The 14708-nt window shown below is 72.9% G+C and carries 12 protein-coding genes; 1 reads left to right on the forward strand and 11 read right to left on the reverse strand.

Features of this window, described 5'->3' with window-relative positions:
• Positions 1 to 15 precede the first annotated feature (15 nt).
• The 5 genes from ACWC09_RS12035 to ACWC09_RS12055 are packed head-to-tail and all read right to left on the reverse strand — an operon-like array spanning position 16 to position 4800.
• Positions 16 to 864: a DUF4255 domain-containing protein gene (locus ACWC09_RS12035; protein WP_450850399.1), complete on the reverse strand. Its 849-nt coding sequence runs from the start codon at positions 862 to 864 to the stop codon at positions 16 to 18.
• A gap of 31 nt (positions 865 to 895) precedes the next feature.
• Entirely contained in the window at positions 896 to 1615 is a 720-nt protein-coding gene (locus ACWC09_RS12040; RefSeq protein ID WP_450850400.1) for a hypothetical protein, read from the reverse strand.
• Positions 1608 to 2351: a T4 family baseplate hub assembly chaperone gene (locus ACWC09_RS12045; RefSeq protein WP_450850401.1), complete on the reverse strand. Its 744-nt coding sequence runs from the start codon at positions 2349 to 2351 to the stop codon at positions 1608 to 1610. Before ACWC09_RS12045 ends, ACWC09_RS12040 begins: the two co-directional genes overlap by 8 nt.
• A gap of 23 nt (positions 2352 to 2374) precedes the next feature.
• Positions 2375 to 2899 (reverse strand): phage tail protein, encoded by a 525-nt coding sequence (locus ACWC09_RS12050; RefSeq protein ID WP_450850402.1) that lies wholly within the window; start codon positions 2897 to 2899, stop codon positions 2375 to 2377.
• Between the two features lie 35 nt (positions 2900 to 2934).
• A complete protein-coding gene (locus tag ACWC09_RS12055; protein ID WP_450850403.1) occupies positions 2935 to 4800 on the reverse strand; it encodes a phage tail sheath family protein in 1866 nt (621 codons plus the stop codon).
• Positions 4801 to 5172: 372 nt separating this feature from the next.
• Between ACWC09_RS12055 and ACWC09_RS12060 the strand changes: the two genes are divergently transcribed.
• The gene (locus ACWC09_RS12060) at positions 5173 to 5634 is read left to right on the forward strand and encodes a YchJ family protein (protein WP_450850404.1); all 462 of its coding nucleotides are present in this window, start codon (positions 5173 to 5175) and stop codon (positions 5632 to 5634) included.
• On the opposite strand, the gene ACWC09_RS12065 is transcribed toward ACWC09_RS12060, so the two are convergent.
• The 6 genes from ACWC09_RS12065 to ACWC09_RS12090 all read right to left on the reverse strand — a co-directional run bounded on the left by ACWC09_RS12065 (position 5631) and on the right by ACWC09_RS12090 (position 14691).
• On the reverse strand, positions 5631 to 7139 hold the full coding sequence (locus tag ACWC09_RS12065; RefSeq protein WP_450850405.1) for a M20/M25/M40 family metallo-hydrolase: 1509 nt from the start codon (positions 7137 to 7139) through the stop codon (positions 5631 to 5633). The two genes, ACWC09_RS12060 and ACWC09_RS12065, sit on opposite strands and share 4 nt — an antisense overlap.
• Positions 7136 to 8350, reverse strand: a complete 1215-nt coding sequence (locus tag ACWC09_RS12070) for a hypothetical protein (RefSeq protein WP_450850406.1) — start codon at positions 8348 to 8350, stop codon at positions 7136 to 7138. Before ACWC09_RS12070 ends, ACWC09_RS12065 begins: the two co-directional genes overlap by 4 nt.
• Positions 8351 to 8362: 12 nt before the next feature.
• Entirely contained in the window at positions 8363 to 11368 is a 3006-nt protein-coding gene (locus ACWC09_RS12075) for a carboxypeptidase regulatory-like domain-containing protein (protein WP_450850407.1), read from the reverse strand.
• A 22-nt stretch (positions 11369 to 11390) separates the two neighbouring features.
• Positions 11391 to 11864 (reverse strand): hypothetical protein, encoded by a 474-nt coding sequence (locus ACWC09_RS12080; protein WP_450850408.1) that lies wholly within the window; start codon positions 11862 to 11864, stop codon positions 11391 to 11393.
• Positions 11861 to 13342: a hypothetical protein gene (locus ACWC09_RS12085; RefSeq protein ID WP_450850409.1), complete on the reverse strand. Its 1482-nt coding sequence runs from the start codon at positions 13340 to 13342 to the stop codon at positions 11861 to 11863. Before ACWC09_RS12085 ends, ACWC09_RS12080 begins: the two co-directional genes overlap by 4 nt.
• Before the next feature lie 299 nt (positions 13343 to 13641).
• A complete protein-coding gene (locus ACWC09_RS12090; protein WP_450850410.1) occupies positions 13642 to 14691 on the reverse strand; it encodes a hypothetical protein in 1050 nt (349 codons plus the stop codon).
• Positions 14692 to 14708: the final 17 nt, after the last annotated feature.

Below are 14708 nucleotides of genomic sequence, written 5' to 3' on the forward strand. Positions count from 1 at the left end.
CGTCTCCATGCCGGCTCACTTCTCCGTGGTGTCGTCGCCCTGGCGCGGGGCGGCCTTGGTGGCCCGGGGCGCCGCTTTGCGTGTGCGCGCGGGAGCCTTGGCGGCGGTCTTGGCAACGGCTTTGGAAGGGGCCTTCTTGGCGGTCACGGGGGCGGGGGGTTCTGTCCCGGTCTTCGCCACGGTCCCTGCGTCACCCTTGCTTGACGGAACCTCAGCCTTCGGCTCCGCTCCCGGAGGGACCGGTGCGCCCGGTGCCCCGAACGGCAGCACCCGCACCTCCGGCCGCTCCACGGGCTTGCCCGGTACCGGCGTCTCGCGGCCGTCGATGTAGATCAGCGTCGCCTGGTAGACGACCGACAGGGCGTACGGGGTCTGGTAGAGCATCCCCCAGAGCTTCGAGGTCTCGTCGATGTCCATCACCGTCGGCGTGAACCGCACCCGCTGGGCCGCCTCGGCGAGGTCGCTGCCCGCCAAGTAGGGCCGTTCACCGGCCTGTTCGATGACGTCCTTCGGCAGGACCGGGATCTCGTGCAGGGTGCGCACGACGGAGCCGAGCAGGCGCTGCCCGACCAGTTCCTTCTCGTCGCCGTAGGCGCTGATGACGTAGTGCAGGTCCAGCGCGGCGGCCGGCCGTTTGACCAGCGTGCCGTCGGACGCGCGGGTCGGCAGGTCGTTGCCGCGCTGCGAGGTGTTGGGCGTGACCTGGTAGAGGAACACCGAGATGGTCGGCTGCTCCAGCTGCGGGTCGGCCGGTGGCTTGCGCGGCTCGACCTTGACGGCCTCCCCGAACTCCGGCCCCACGTTGTTCTCAATCAGCAGGGCGAGCGCCTGGGTGACATGGGCGATGGCAAGTGCGTTGCTCATGACGTCAGTTCCTCGGTTCCGCTCGTCCTGTTCACTCGCGCCCCCGGGCCAGGTAGTCCGCCAGACTCAAGGTCGCCCCGGCCCGCTCCTTCGCGGGCGTCCGCCGCCGTCCGCTGTCGGCCGACGCGTCCCCGGCCGTCACTTCCAGCCGCCCGATCTGCACCTGCACGACCTGTTCGGTCGGCCTCCCCGGTCGCCGCGCCGCCGCCTGCCGTACGGCGTCGCGGGCTGCCGTCGTGTCGGCGGCGCCGGGTCGCGGCGCCGCCGACACGACGGTGGGGGCGGCGTCCGTGCCCGGGGGGATGGGCAGGGCCGCCGCGGTCTGTGAGGGCGCGCCTTCCGCGCGTCCCCGGCCCGCCGCCCGCCGCCCGGTCTCGGGCAGGGCCCGTGGCGGTGCGACGGGCGCGGCGGGCCGCAGCAGGGGCGCTTCGGGCAGCGCGGGTGCCGGACGCGCGGCCTGCTGCTCCGCCGCCCGCTCGGTCCGTACGACGGTCCGCTCCCGTTCCGTGTGGGTGCGCGGCACCGGAGCGGCCGTCGGCCGGACCGCCTCCGCCGGCGGTGCGGCCGACGGTGTGGCGGCGGGCCACAGCAGCGTGTCCTCGTCCGGCGTCGGCGCGGCGGCCCGGACCGCCTCGACCCGCTCGAAGGGGCCGGGCAGCCGGGGCCGTACCCGCGCCGCGGCCGGTCGCGGGCCGGCGTGGCGCGCGATCAGCCGGTCGAGGAAGTCCGGGGCACCCCGGGTGTCAGACATCGGCACACAGCTCCAGGTAGTAGCGGCGCCGCGTCGGGCTGAGCGCCAGGATCTCCGGCTCGCTCCACCCGTAGGCGGTGGCGAGCAGATGGACGTCGAGCAGCACGTCCCGTGCCCAGGCGTCCAGTTCGGTCCAGAGGTAGGAGGCGATGTCCAGCTCGGCCGGGGTGGCCGCGCCGCACTCGGGGCAGGCGACGTTGAGCGTCAGGTCGGCACCCGGGTCGGCCGCCTCGACGGCCTCGGCGATCCGGCGCTGCACCGACGCGGGCAACTCCCCCGCCGGTACGGCCGTTCCGTCGCGTTCCGCCGAGACGAGACACCGGGCGAGCAGCGCGGCGCGCGGGTCGGCCGAGCGGGCCGCCGCGTCCAGGTCGGCGACCCCGGGCAGCCTGAACTCGACGTGCCAGCCGTCCTGTTGGACCCGTACCGCAGCCTCGACCGCCTGGACCGGGGAAGAGCCGCCCAGGGACCGGGCCAACTCCCCCGCGTCCAGGTCGAACTCCATGTCCTCACCGCACGCGTGGCACTCCAGCCGCACCTGCATCCGCTCGCCGAACAGCGCCCGGCGCAGCGCGAACAGGTCGGCCTCGCGCTCCCCCACGGGCACGACGGGCAGCCTGGACGCCTCGACGTCGGGCCGCGCCGTGCGGTGCAGCAGCAGCGCGCGGCCGGTCGGCCCCTCGCCGAGCCCGCTCTCCCAGGCGGCCAGCAGTCCGGCCGCCCCCGTGATCGCCATGTCCTCCACCGACTGCCCCTGTCTCAGGCCGGATTGAGGAAGGAGGGCTCCTCCGGCTCGGGCACCTCGTAGTCCCGCTCCCAGCCCTCGCACTCGAGCTTCAGCGACTGGATGGCCACCGCGTTGGCGTTGGCGTCCATCTCGCCGAGGACCTGGTACTCGCTCGGCCAGGTCCGGTACAGCTTGTGCGACACGGCCACCTGACCGGCCTCGTTGAGGACCTGGATGACGATGTCCTTGCGGAAGTCGGCGAGGGACACCTCCGCTCCCAGGCCCGCGCCGACCTGCCAGACCTTGTTGGCCCAGCGGTCGAACTCGGGGTCGTGGGTGACCCCGCGTTCGAGAGTGATGCCCTCGAACTCGGAGCGGCCCGGCGACTTGCGCGGGGAGGAGGGGTCGCCGCCGTTGCGGTGTTTGACGACCTCGGTGGTCCGCTTCAGCGGACTGATCTTGCTGATGCCGGCGACCGTCCGACCGTCCCACAGGACAAGGAACTTGAAGTTCTTGTAGGGGTCGAAGCGATGCGCGTTGACCGTGAACTCAGCCATCGGATTCCTTCAGCTCTCCATTCGTCGGCGGGCCGCTAGAGCGCGAACTGCCCCGACGTCTGCTGGATCTTGACGACCACGAACTCGGCCGGACGCACCGGCGCGATGCCCACCAGGACATTCACCACGCCATTGGCGACGTCCTCGTCCGTCGTGGTCTCGCTGTCGCACTTGACGAAGTACGCCTCGCGCGGGGTGCTGCCCTGGAAGGCGCCCTGGCGGAAGAGCGTGTGCAGGTACGAGGAGGCGGACAGCCGGATCTGCTGCCACAGGCTCTCGTCGTTGGGCTCGAACACGACCCACTGCAGACCGCGTTGGAGACTCTCCTCCACATGCAGCGCGAGCCGCCGCACGGGCACGTACTTCCACGCGCTGTCGAGGGCGTCGGAGCCCTCCAGCGTGCGCGCGCCCCACACCAGCGGGCCGGTGACCGGGAACGTGCGCAGGCAGTTGACACCCAGCGGGTTCAGCAGGCCGGTCTCACGGTCCGTCAGATCGACGGTGAGCGAGTGCACTCCGACGAGCTGCGCATCCGTGCCGGCGGGCGCCTTCCACACACCGCGCTCGGAGTCGGTGCGCGCGACGACTCCGGCGATCGCGCCGGACGGCGGGAAGGCACGCAGCCGCCCGGTGAGCGGGTCGGTGAGCTGGATGTGCGGGAAGTACAGGCCGGCGTGGTTGCCGCGCACGGCGTCGAAGGCGGACAGCCCGGCACGGGCGCCGTCCACACTCACCCAGGTGCTCGGCGCGTCGACGAGCAGGAAGATCCGCCGCTCCTCGCACAACCGCTGAGCAGCCGATACGACGGTGAGCGCGTCCTCGATCTTCTCGTACGAGGCCAGCTCGGGCAGCGACAGCAGGTTGACGTCGGCCACCCCGCGCAGCGCCTGGATGCCGGTCTTGTCGGCCTCGGAGCCGATCAGGTCACGGGGCCCCGGTGCCTCGCCGTCCTCGCCGCCCTCCAGCGGGAACACCGGCGGGTTGACCGAGGCCTCCAGGCCCAGGTCGTTGGCGCACTCGCCGAGGAAGCGGACGACGTCCTCGGGGTCGGTGGAGCCGGCGACCACCTGGATGCGGCGGCCGAAGGCGGTGACCTCGACGCCGGCGAAGGCGTGCTTGCCGGGCGCGTCGGGCAGCGCCCGCAGCTTGCGCTCCAGGAGCAGCGCCAACTCGGCCACGGTGGACGGGGCTTCGCCGTCGCAGTCGGCTTCGTAGAGCTTGAACTCGCGCTCCACGTCGCCGATCTTGACCGTCAGGTCGACGGCGAGGTCGGGCAGCTGATGGCCGAAGGGCTTGGAGACGGTGCCGGACGGGTCCGGGCGCCCGTCGCCGACGACCTCGACGCGGATGAGCCGCGAGCCGGCGTTGATGACGGTCGGCGCGTAACTCCCGCTGTCGGCGTCGGTGGACAGCCCGGTGAAGCTCTCGCGAGCGTCGCCCTTGGCGTCGTAGACCCGCAGGTTGAAGGTCTCGTCGGGGGCGGGTGTGTCGTAGTCGACGGCGACGCGCAGGCCGTTGCCCCACACGCCGGGTTCCTTGGCGTGCACCTCCAGGACCCGGCTCTCGCTGTGGCCCTCGGTGGACTCCAGTGCGACACAGGCCGCCTTGCCGCTGCCGGCCTTGGCGACCCGGACCACGACGGCGACGGAGCCGCCGTTGCCGAAGAACTGGTGGACCGCGTAGGCGAGCGGGCTCTGTGCGCTCAGGCCGCCGAAGCGGCGCTCGAAGTCGGCGAACCCGGTGACGCGCACCGGCTCGTTGAGCGGGCCGCGCCGGGTGTGCCCCACGAAGGCGGTCACCGAGGTGGTCACGGCGGAGATGGTGCGGGTGCTGCTGGGAAGCTCTTCGACGTAGACGCCCGGATAAGTCGGCCTCGCGGCGCTCACGGCATTCGTCGGCATTCCCCCTCCTATCCCTTCTCAGGCACCGGTGTTGGCACCAAGAGGCGGCAGAGGGAGAGGTCTCTTCACGACAGCGCACGGAAGTCACCCGACACGCCCTGTTCGCGCCGGTCCGCGCACCCCGTATCAGTTTCCCCCGTCATTGCCCCGGACGGACTGCCGTCCGGGTCAAGCACACGCGCTTGTGACTCCTGATGCTCAAGTGCTCAACCCACCTTGGGGAGTTGGCCGTTGCAGAAGCAAGGCGGGTTCGCGCCAGTCCGAAGGAAGGTTCGGTGAAGGGAGGCGTGTACGACCCGCACATGATGCGCACGTGTCGGAGCAGCTGGTTCACAGAATTCACACAGCGCTTGGTGCAGCAGAATGGACCCCATGTCCCGACGTACCTCGCAATCCAGGCGGCAGCACGGCTCCGCCCCAGTTCACAACCCCCCCTGCCCTTGCGGTCTTGCGGAGACGTACGAGAAGTGCTGTGGCCGATTCCTCCCCCAGTCTCGAACAACCTCGACCGGGGGGACCCCCATGGGTGAGACCGCGGCCCCGACCGCCGAGACCCTGATGCGTTCGCGCTACAGCGCTTTCGTGAAGCGCAACGAGGAGTACCTGCTGCGGACTTGGCACCCCAGGACCCGTCCCGCCCGGGTCGACTTCGACCCGGGCATGCGCTGGACGGGCCTGGAGATCCTCGCCACGACCGAAGGCACGGCCTTCCACACCACCGGCACGGTGACGTTCCGGGCGTCCTTCAAGGGCGGTGCGCTGCACGAGCGCAGCCGCTTCGAGCGGGTCGACGGTGCGTGGGTGTACGTGGACGGGGACTTCCTCGACGGCTAGAAGGCGCCGAGTTCCCCGTACAGCCGGACGCATGTGTCCGTTCCCCTGTGCAGGCGGCCGAGGGCGAAGCGTTCGTTCGCGGCGTGTATGCGGTCGCCGGGGAGGCCGAAGCCCAGGAGGAGGGTCTGGGTGCCCGAGGTGGCCGCGAGGTCGCTCACGAAGGGGATGGAGCCCCCGGACGGCAGCAGCAGGGGCGCCCGGCCGAAGACGGGGGCAGTGGCCCGGCATACGGCGGCGACGCCCGGGTCGCGGTGGTCGAGGCGGTACGGCGGACAGGCGGCCAGCACTGTCAGCCGCGCCCTGACGCCGTGCGGGATGCGCCGCGCCAGGTGGGTGCGGAGGTTCTGGAGCACGGTGGCCGGGCGCTGATCGGGGACCAGGCGGATGCTCAGTTCGGCGGTGGCCCGGCGGGGGATGGCCGATCGGGCGGCGGCTCGGAGAGCGGTGACGACCACGGCCGGGCGGACGGTGGTGCGTTCGAAGGCGGAGTACCCGGGTTCGCCGTGTCCGTAAGGGAGTCGGGCCGGGGCGAGGAGCCGGCGGTCGGTGGGTCCGTCGCGGGCGAGGCGGGCGCGGGTGGCCGGGCGAAGGGGCCGTACACCGTCGTGGAAACCCTCGACGGCGACCCGACCGTCGGGCCGGTGCAGGCTCGCCACCAGCGCGGACAGCACCTGGGCGGGCTCGGCCACCGCACCGCCGTAGGCACCGGCGTGCAGGTCGGTGGCGGGGCCGGTCACGTCGAGGCGGACGGCGAGGGAGCCACGCAGACCGGTGACGAGGACGGGGGTGTGCGGGTCCCGCATACGGGTGTCGGAGACCACGGCGAGATCGGCGCGCAGGTGGGCGGGGTCGCGGTGCAGGTCGTGCCGGAGCGTGGGGCTGCCGATCTCCTCCTCCCCGTCCAGCACGATCCGCAGATTGACCGGCGGCCCGCCGGTCGCCAACCACGCCTCGATCGCGGCGAGTTGAGCGACGAGCTGCCCTTTGTCGTCGCTGGCGCCGCGTGCGTACACGTATCCCCCGTCGAACGTCGGGCGGAAGGGGTCCCTGGCCCAGGCGGTGCGGGGTCCGGCGGGCTGGACGTCGTAGTGGCCGTAGACGAGCACCACGGGGGCGCCGGGGCGCCGCAGCCACTCGCCGGTGACGACGGGGGCGACGCGCCCCGGCCGCACGGCGACGGCGTCGAGCCCGATACGGCGGAGGTGCACGGCGAGTCGGGCGGCACATCTGTGCAGGTCGGGGTGGCGGGCGGGGCTGGCGCTGACGGTGGGGTGGCGGAGCAGGTCGCGGAGGTGGGCGAGGGTGTGGGGGCGGCGGGTGTGGGCGTGGTGCAGGGCCGCGCCGGTACGGTTTCCCTTCGTGGGACCGCCCCCGAGGGGCGCGGCGCCGCCCGTGTGAGCGGCCTCCGCACCCCTGCCGGGGACTCGGCCCAGCGCAGCGGGCCGAACCGTGTCCACCGGTGCTCGGCGCACCGGATCCGCGCCGGCATCACGGCTTCGGATCACACACGTGCCCCGTTGAGGTGCGCGGGAACACGGCCTCGGGTACCGCCGACCGGCCCGGTGCCCCGGACCGCCGGTGGTGCCGGTGGGCGGGGGCGGGTGACGCGCTGGGCGCCTGCCACCGGGGCGGCGGAGCGGTCCCAGGGCATGCCCCTGCGGTCCTCCTGGCGGACCGCGACGCCCAGCGACTGGGCGCTGGTGAGCCATTCCTCCGCGCTCTCCGCGATCTCGAGCAACAGCGTCTCGAACTTCGCCCGCTGGGTCTGGAGGAGATGCGGCTGGGCCAGCCAGCGCAGCACCTCGCGGCCCGCGATCGCCATGCGCTGGCGCGGCGAGGTGACCAGGCGTTCGCCGAAGTACTGGGCCAGCACGATCTCGACGACGTCCCAGGCGGTGTCGGCGCCGTAGAGCCGTTTGATGTCGTCGGAGCCGAGGATGCGGTACGCCTCGTCGAGGAGTTGCATGACCTCGACGCGGAGCACGTTGACATGGCCGTACGAGGTGAACTTCAGGTTGTTGCGCAGGTCCAGGCCGGCCCGGCGGACGACGGCGATGCTGCCGAAGCTCGGATCGTAGGCACGCTCCCGCACCACGTCCGCGATCCGCTTGTCGCGGTGGAAGAGGGCGACCTGGTTGACGAAGTGCTCGAACAGGCCGTGGTAGTCGCTGTTGGCGCGGGAGCCGGCGGGGACGGGCGCCCTGCCGTAGCCGAACGCCCGGCGGTACGCGGCCAGTCGGTCCCGGCGGGTGTAGCGCAGGACCTCGCGGCGGTCGAACTGGTAGAGCGCGTACGCGCCCGCACCGCTGGACAGGTACACGGCACCCGCCCGGAACAGCTCCTGCAGCTTCTGCACGGCGCGGAACACGCCGATCATCTCGTGCTGGTAGATGTAGTAGAGGTCGCCCATCGCCACGAGCCGCTCGGACGACACCGTCTCGTCGTACGGCTCGATGGCCTGCGGCAGCCGCGTCTTGCCGAGCGCGTCGGCGGCCTGGTCGCCGATGCCGACCAGCTGGGCGAGGCCCTTGTCCGGCGGCGGCTTCTGCTCCAGGTCCGCCTTGACCGCGGACTGCAGCAGGTCGTCGATCTGCTTCGTCAGCACGTCCGCCAGCTGCGGATCGGCGACGAGCTGCGCGGACAGCCGGTCGGTGACGGTCTCCCGGAGGGCCGCGATGCGGTCGAGGAAGGCCTGGTAGTCCTGTTCGTTCGCCATGGGTCTCCTCCGTCAGGTCGTCAGGGCGTCGACCGTGTTGCTGCGAATGCCGCCCGGGTTGACCACCGTGATCAGCCAGGTGATCGGAGCGGTCGGCGCCGTACCGCTGGGCAGGAAGCCGAAGGTGAAGGTCGCGCGGCTGGACTGGCCCAGGTCCACGGGCTTCGTGGAGCGGAACTCCCCGAACTGCGGCCGGCCGAGGGCGGTGAGCACGGCCTCCGAGGCGGGGACGAAGCCGCGGCCGACGACGGTCACGGTCGTGGAGATCCCGTCGCCGCCGGCACCGGCGGCGTCGACGAAGACGATCTCCACGGCCTCGGGCCGCTGCACTGCGCCCGCCAGCCGCTTCGCGTCGTCGAGTTGGCCGCCGAGCTCGCGAAGTGCCCTCAGCACGCGCGGAGTTCGGATGCCGTCGGGCAGCGTCCGGTCGCCTCCCTGGCTGACCGGAGGCGTGACCAGCTGCTCGGTGAGCTGGATCAGCCGGGCCAGTTGGTCCAGCATGGGCGCGATCGCGATGACGCCGTCCTTGCCGGCGTCCTGGATGAGCCGCGGTCCCTCCATGGTGGAGACGCGGACCACCCAGTCCAGCAGGTCGGACAGGAGGATCGGCGGAGTCGCCGGAGTGGTCGCGGTGCCGTCGCTGAACCGCAGCTGGATCGTCTGGCGTTGGGCCGCGTCCACGAAGACCGAGTCCAGCGCGAAGACCGTCTCCTCCACGGACTGGGCGACGACGTCCAGGCTGCGGGAGAGCTGGATGAGGATCGTGCCCAGCGAGGTCTGCGAGGTGGTCCCGGCGAACAGGTTGCGGTCCACGTCCCAGCCGGCCGCGAGCGAGAGAACGTGGTCGACGACGATACGGAAGTTGGTGACGATCCGCTCCTCGTCGAGCGTGCCGACGCGCGCGGTGGACAGGCCGAACCGGTCCCGCAGCTGGGCGAGTTGACCGCCCACCGTGTCAGGGTCCAGCCGGGTGCCGGGGTTGCGGGAACCGAGCAGCAGCGTGAACAGCTCGTCCACGCGCTGGATGCGCGGGCCGCCCTCGACCGCCAACTCGTCGACCAGCTCGCCGAGTTCGGCGCGGACGATGGACCGTACCGCCTCGGTGTCCTGTGGGTCGGCGGCCGGATCGAGCGGGGTGAGGCCGTCGAGCAGCGGGGTGATCTGGTCCAGCGCGTTCTTGGCGCGCTGGTAGATGCTGGCCTGGGCGCCGGTGAGGGCGCCGAGGTCGGCCTGGACGGCGTAGCCGCGCGGATGCCAGGTGAACTCGGTGTGCCCCTCCACCTCACGCAGCTCGAAGGCACCGGCCAACGCGGCCTGGAATCCGGACGTGTTGGAGCCCGGCCGCCAGCCGAGCACGTCGCGCAGGGCGCCCTCGACGGTCTGTCCGTATCCCGACGCGCGGTCGACGGTGCCGGAGGCCGAGGCCCGGCCGCCCGAGGTGCCGATCTCCTCGGTGAGCACCGGGAAGGTCGACAGGTCGACCAGGTTCTGGTCGGGGGTGGGCGGGGGCGTGGAGCCGGACGGCGGGCCGGAGCTGCCGTTGACGCGGTGTGTGATGTCCATCCGGGTCGTCGAGTGCACCTCCACCGGGAACCGGCGCACCGGCCTGCCGTCCTGGCTCGCCACGCTCAGCAGGAACCTGCCGGCGGTGGGCGCGGCCCACTCGTAGTACCCCTTGTCGGTGGTCTGGGTGGTGCCGAGGAGTGCTCCTCCGTCGGCGGTACGGATCTCGACGGTCGCGAAGTCGAGGGGCTGGCCGCTCTCGTCGTGGACGAAGCCGAAGATGATGTGCGGTTCCTCGCCGAGGACCAGGTCGGGTGCCTCGCTGGTGCGCTGTTCGGCGACGGTCGCGGTGACGCCCTCGGGCGGGTCGGCGACGAGCGTCCGGCCGCCGACCGTCACCGGTGAGCGGGCGAGGGAGACGGTCCAGGTGGCGGCGGGCAGGTCGTCGAGCGTGTAGCGGCCGTTGACGTCGGTCCTGGCGCGCTCCAGGCGGTCGTTCTGGCGGGCGGCGATCTCGACGCCGTGCAGCGGGACGCCGGCGCGGTCCGTCACCAGACCGGTCAGCGTGCCGGTGGCCGTCGTGGACAGCTCGAAGGCGAAGGAGCCGGACAGGTCGAGGTCGTCGCCCGGGCGCACGGTCAGGTTGGCACGGTGCTGTCCCGGCACGGCGACGACGGAGCGCCGGGTGGTGCCGTAGGTCGCGGCGGAGGTGTCGACGACGGCGACGGTGACACGGCCGGCGGGGACGTCGTCGAAGACGCAGGTGGGGTCGACGGAGTCGGTGGCCCGGCGCTCCGGTTCGGCGTCGGGGTCGTCGTGCCGGGTCAGTTCGAGGACCACACCGGAGAGCGGGGTGTCCCTGAACCGGGGGGTGACCGTGAGCCGGGCGGGGGCGGGCCGATAGTAGACGTCGACGCCGTACTCGGGCGGTTTCCCGCCCTTCACACCGGCCCGGTTGGCCTCGAAGGCGCCGTCGCGGGCGACGGCCCGGGCGCCGGGGTGGTCGCACGGGATGACGGTGACCAGCTCGTCCGGACAGGCCGCGTACACAGCGCCGTCCGCCCCGCCGACGAACCGCCTGCCCCGCACCTTGATCTCCGCACCGGAGATCGGCTCGCCCGACTCGAAGAGGGCGTGGAGCTGGAAGAGCCGTTCGTTCTCGGCGGGCAGCAGGACGATCTCCGCCTCGGCGGGCCGGTGTTCGGGCACCTCGATGTGGTGGCGGTCGTCGGCCCCGCCGTGGGTCACCAGCGGATGGGTGAACTGCGCGGGCCCGTGCAGCACGTCGACCCGGTACCGCCCGGCCGGCACCTTCTTGTGCCGGAGGAGGCCGTGCTCGTCCGAGCCGTGCAGGACGATCGGCCCGCACTCCTCCTCATCGTCCCCGGGCGGATTGCCGCGCGTCAGCTGGAGGACGACGCCGGAGGGGGTGGGCCATCCTTCGCGCCACCGGTCGGGCTCCTTCTCGTCCACGCGGCGCGGGCTGAGGAAGACCCGGATCGTGAGCTTCGGCATCGTGCTCTCCTTCCTCTCCAGGTCAGCGGCGTACGCCGGACGTGGAGCACGTGGTGTTCAGCGCGGCGATCTCCTGCCAGTAGGCGAGGGCCGCGGGCAGGACGTCGCTCCAGAGCGCCTGTTGGCAGGCGTGCACGCAGCGGACCACCTCGTCCGCCCAGGCACCGGCCTCACGGCCGAACTCGCTGCCCAGCGCGCCCAGTTCGGCGAGGCGTTCGGGTGCGGCCAGACGGTCGACGAGGACGCGGCCCAGGGTGTGGACGTACCACTGGCTCCGCGCCACGGTGGGCCCGGAGTCCCCCTGCGCGACAGTGACCGCGAGCTCGGCCGCACCGCTCGTCTCCAGCGCGGCGTCGGCGACCTCGTCCACCAACACCACACCCCCGCCCCGGGGTTGGTCGGACACGGCGATCAGTTCCAGTTCGCGCGTGGTGTCGCGCAGGCGGTGCAGGGCCGCTGTGAGGGCCTCGTGGGCGGACTGGAGGGTCACCGTCATCGCCTCGCCAGTTCCGTGTAGAAGTTGCGGGTGATCACGCCCGGGCGGGCGAGGCCGCGGTCGAGGGCGGACCGGGTGGCGCCGATCAGGAAGCGGGCCGGGATGATGCCGGGGTCGGTGCCGGCGGCGAGTCGTTCGGCGGCCTCCCGCTGCATCGCGTACTCCTTGCTGCCGAAGGGCAGCACCCGGGCGAGGCTACGGCGGCCGAGCTGCGGGAACGGACGGAAGCAGAGGGCGTCGACGACGGCCGGGTGGGCCCCGGCGAAGGTGGCGAGCAGCTCGCGCGGGAGCGTGCCGGCGCGCGGGTCCGGGTAGATCGACGCCCACAGCCGCCCGTACCGCTCGGCCTGCTCCTCGAACCCCATCCTCCGCAGCAGCTCGATCGAGATCCACGCGCGGAACCAGGGTGTCGGATGCGGGCCCACCGGGCTGTACGTCAGGACGGTCGCCGGCGCGCGGCCGATCACGTCGAGCAGGGAGCCGACCACGGCGGGGCCGCCGAGCAGCAGGGCGCACAGGTCGGCGTAGATCTCGCGGTTCCAGCGGACCCAGGTGCGGACGACGGCCGGCGGGCAGCCCTCGTCGAGGAGTCGGCGGGCGACGGCGCGGGGCACGGCCTTGTCGAGGCCGAGGTCGCTCTGGAGGTTGTGGGAGACCTCGTGGAGCACCGCGCCCAGGGTCCAGGGGTTCACGAGCCGGTGATAGGGCAACTGGACGAGCGGGAACGGGTTGAGCCGGCGGCCGAGGCGGCGCAGGGGGATGCCACGGCGGAAGGTGGCCGGGGAGAACCCGGTGCGCATGAAGGAGAACGGCGGTGGGGCCGGCAGCGGCTTGGCCTCGCCGACGCCGAGATAGGCGGCCTGGTAACAGGACAGAGCGATCCGGTCGCAGGACAACAGGGCGTCGGCGAAGACCGACTGCCGCTGCCCGAACAACTCGAAATAGAAATCCCAGATCCGCTCGACCTCACGCACCCAGTCGTGCGCCTGCTCCTTGGCGGTGAGCAGCCCCTGCAACCGCCGGCTCTCCGGCTGCGCCGCGGCACTACGGGCCAACCGCCGCACCTGCTCGCTCTGCCGCAGCAGTTCGCCACGCAGTTGGCCCAACAGGGCGTTGACCGCTTGGAGATGACCGGCGGTGGGCGCGGCGGCCCCGGACCCGAACTCCCCGGCCCGGAAGGGCCGCAGCGCGGCGGCGTGCCGGGTGACGTTCAACCCCTGTGCACGGAGCCAGGGTTGGCGGACGGGGACGACGACGGGGGTGCGGCGCGGGGGCCGACCGGACTGGACGGTGGCGGTGCCGGGGTCGGGGGTGCGGACCTGCGCGGTCGGCGTCGGCCGTACCTGACGTGGGGAACGGGCAGTCCCGGCGTCGGACACGGAGATCCGGGCCTGTGCGGCCAACACCGGACGGACCCTGGAGCGGGACGTCCCCTTGCCTGAAGTCCGGACCCGGTCGCGGGCCGTGGGTGCGGTCATCGCCGACCTCCGGTCAGACTGCGGGAGCGGCCGGTCCCGGCGCCGGCAGCCGTGCCGCGCCCACCGCGACCGACGACCCACCGCAGCGCGGGTCCCGTGCACGCCCCCAAGGGGCGCGGAGCTGTATCGCATGTGCGGCTACCGCCGCGCGGGCGCGACCGGCCACGACGCACCCGCAGCCGCCCTACGCCATGGCGCGGCACCCACCTCCGGCCGGCCGAGGCAGCACGGTCCGACCTCCCGGAGGGGACCGTCCGGCCCCGGCCACAGCGCGTGGGTGCAGTCATCGTCGGCCCCCGTCAAACGCCGTACGGCCCGCGCGAACGCACCGGCCGGTACGCGGGGACCGGAACCCATGCCACGGACATGGGCGGCAGGCCGGCGGGACGGGCGGCCACGCGGCGCGGCGCGTACCGCCGCCGCGTTCCCGGCACGACCGTCGGCCGTCCGCGCAGTCCCGGCGCGGCCGTGCTCGTGGGGCCCGCTGCCAGCGAGCGGACCGCGGCGGACGAAACCGGTGCCACGACGGGCGCCCCGGACCGTACCGCCTGGTGGTAGCGGCGATCCACCGCCCGCGCCCGCCGCAGCACCGCCCGACGGCGACGCGGGTCGGACAGCACGGCCGCCGTCTGCCCGGCCAGCGTGCGGGCCGCCGAACGCGCCGTGACCGGACGGCCCCGGGCCACCTGTCGGGCCAGGCTGCGGGTCGTGCGTACGGCGATGGTGGGGAGCGCCCGGACCAGCGGCCGCGTCGCGGGGTTGCGGCGCAGGGTGCGGGTCACGCCCGCGAGGCCGCGTACGAGTTGCGGGGCGCTGCGGATGACGGCCGGTGCGGCCCGGCGGACCAGGCCCACCGCGATGGGCGCGAGCGCCCCGATGAACGCCTCCGCCTCCTCCTCGGACTCCGTCTCGGCGGCGGCATGCCCGAGGTGCTCCATCAGGGCGTCCGGGTAGATCCGGCGGAGGGGGTTGGTCATGCCCTCGGCCTCGTACTCGGACTCGGACTCGCCCTCGAACTCGCCCTCGTACTCGTAGAGGGCCTCGTTCTCGTGGAGGGACTCCTCCTCGAACTCCCCCTCGTACAAGGCCTCGTCCTCGTACTCCTCCTCGAACTCGCCCTCCGTCTCGAAGAGATACTCCTCCTCCGAGTCCCCGCCGCTCAGCGCTCCCAGCGCCGAGCGCGCCGCGCGGCCGGCCAGGCCCGCGAGGGAGGACAGGAACTCCTCGCCCTCGAACTCGCTCTCCAGGCCGGCTTCGGCCTCGTAGAGGTTCTCCCACTCCCCCTCCAGCTCGGGGAGCGGCGCCGCGCCGGACGTCCTGGGACCGGCTCCGTTGGTGGTCGTGCTCATGGCCGCAGTCCTTCCTG

This window comes from Streptomyces sp. NPDC001617 (assembly GCF_053596855.1).

Excerpts from the sequence above, each read along its gene's own strand:
- ACWC09_RS12035 (WP_450850399.1), bottom strand. The coding sequence starts at position 864 with ATGAGCAACGCACTTGCCATCGCCCATGTCACCCAGGCGCTCGCCCTG.
- ACWC09_RS12040 (WP_450850400.1), bottom strand. The coding sequence starts at position 1,615 with ATGTCTGACACCCGGGGTGCCCCGGACTTCCTCGACCGGCTGATCGCG.
- ACWC09_RS12045 (WP_450850401.1), bottom strand. The coding sequence starts at position 2,351 with ATGGCGATCACGGGGGCGGCCGGACTGCTGGCCGCCTGGGAGAGCGGG.
- ACWC09_RS12050 (WP_450850402.1), bottom strand. The coding sequence starts at position 2,899 with ATGGCTGAGTTCACGGTCAACGCGCATCGCTTCGACCCCTACAAGAAC.
- ACWC09_RS12055 (WP_450850403.1), bottom strand. The coding sequence starts at position 4,800 with ATGCCGACGAATGCCGTGAGCGCCGCGAGGCCGACTTATCCGGGCGTC.
- ACWC09_RS12060 (WP_450850404.1), top strand. The coding sequence starts at position 5,173 with ATGTCCCGACGTACCTCGCAATCCAGGCGGCAGCACGGCTCCGCCCCA.
- ACWC09_RS12070 (WP_450850406.1), bottom strand. The coding sequence starts at position 8,350 with ATGGCGAACGAACAGGACTACCAGGCCTTCCTCGACCGCATCGCGGCC.
- ACWC09_RS12075 (WP_450850407.1), bottom strand. The coding sequence starts at position 11,368 with ATGCCGAAGCTCACGATCCGGGTCTTCCTCAGCCCGCGCCGCGTGGAC.
- ACWC09_RS12080 (WP_450850408.1), bottom strand. The coding sequence starts at position 11,864 with ATGACGGTGACCCTCCAGTCCGCCCACGAGGCCCTCACAGCGGCCCTG.
- ACWC09_RS12085 (WP_450850409.1), bottom strand. The coding sequence starts at position 13,342 with ATGACCGCACCCACGGCCCGCGACCGGGTCCGGACTTCAGGCAAGGGG.
- ACWC09_RS12090 (WP_450850410.1), bottom strand. The coding sequence starts at position 14,691 with ATGAGCACGACCACCAACGGAGCCGGTCCCAGGACGTCCGGCGCGGCG.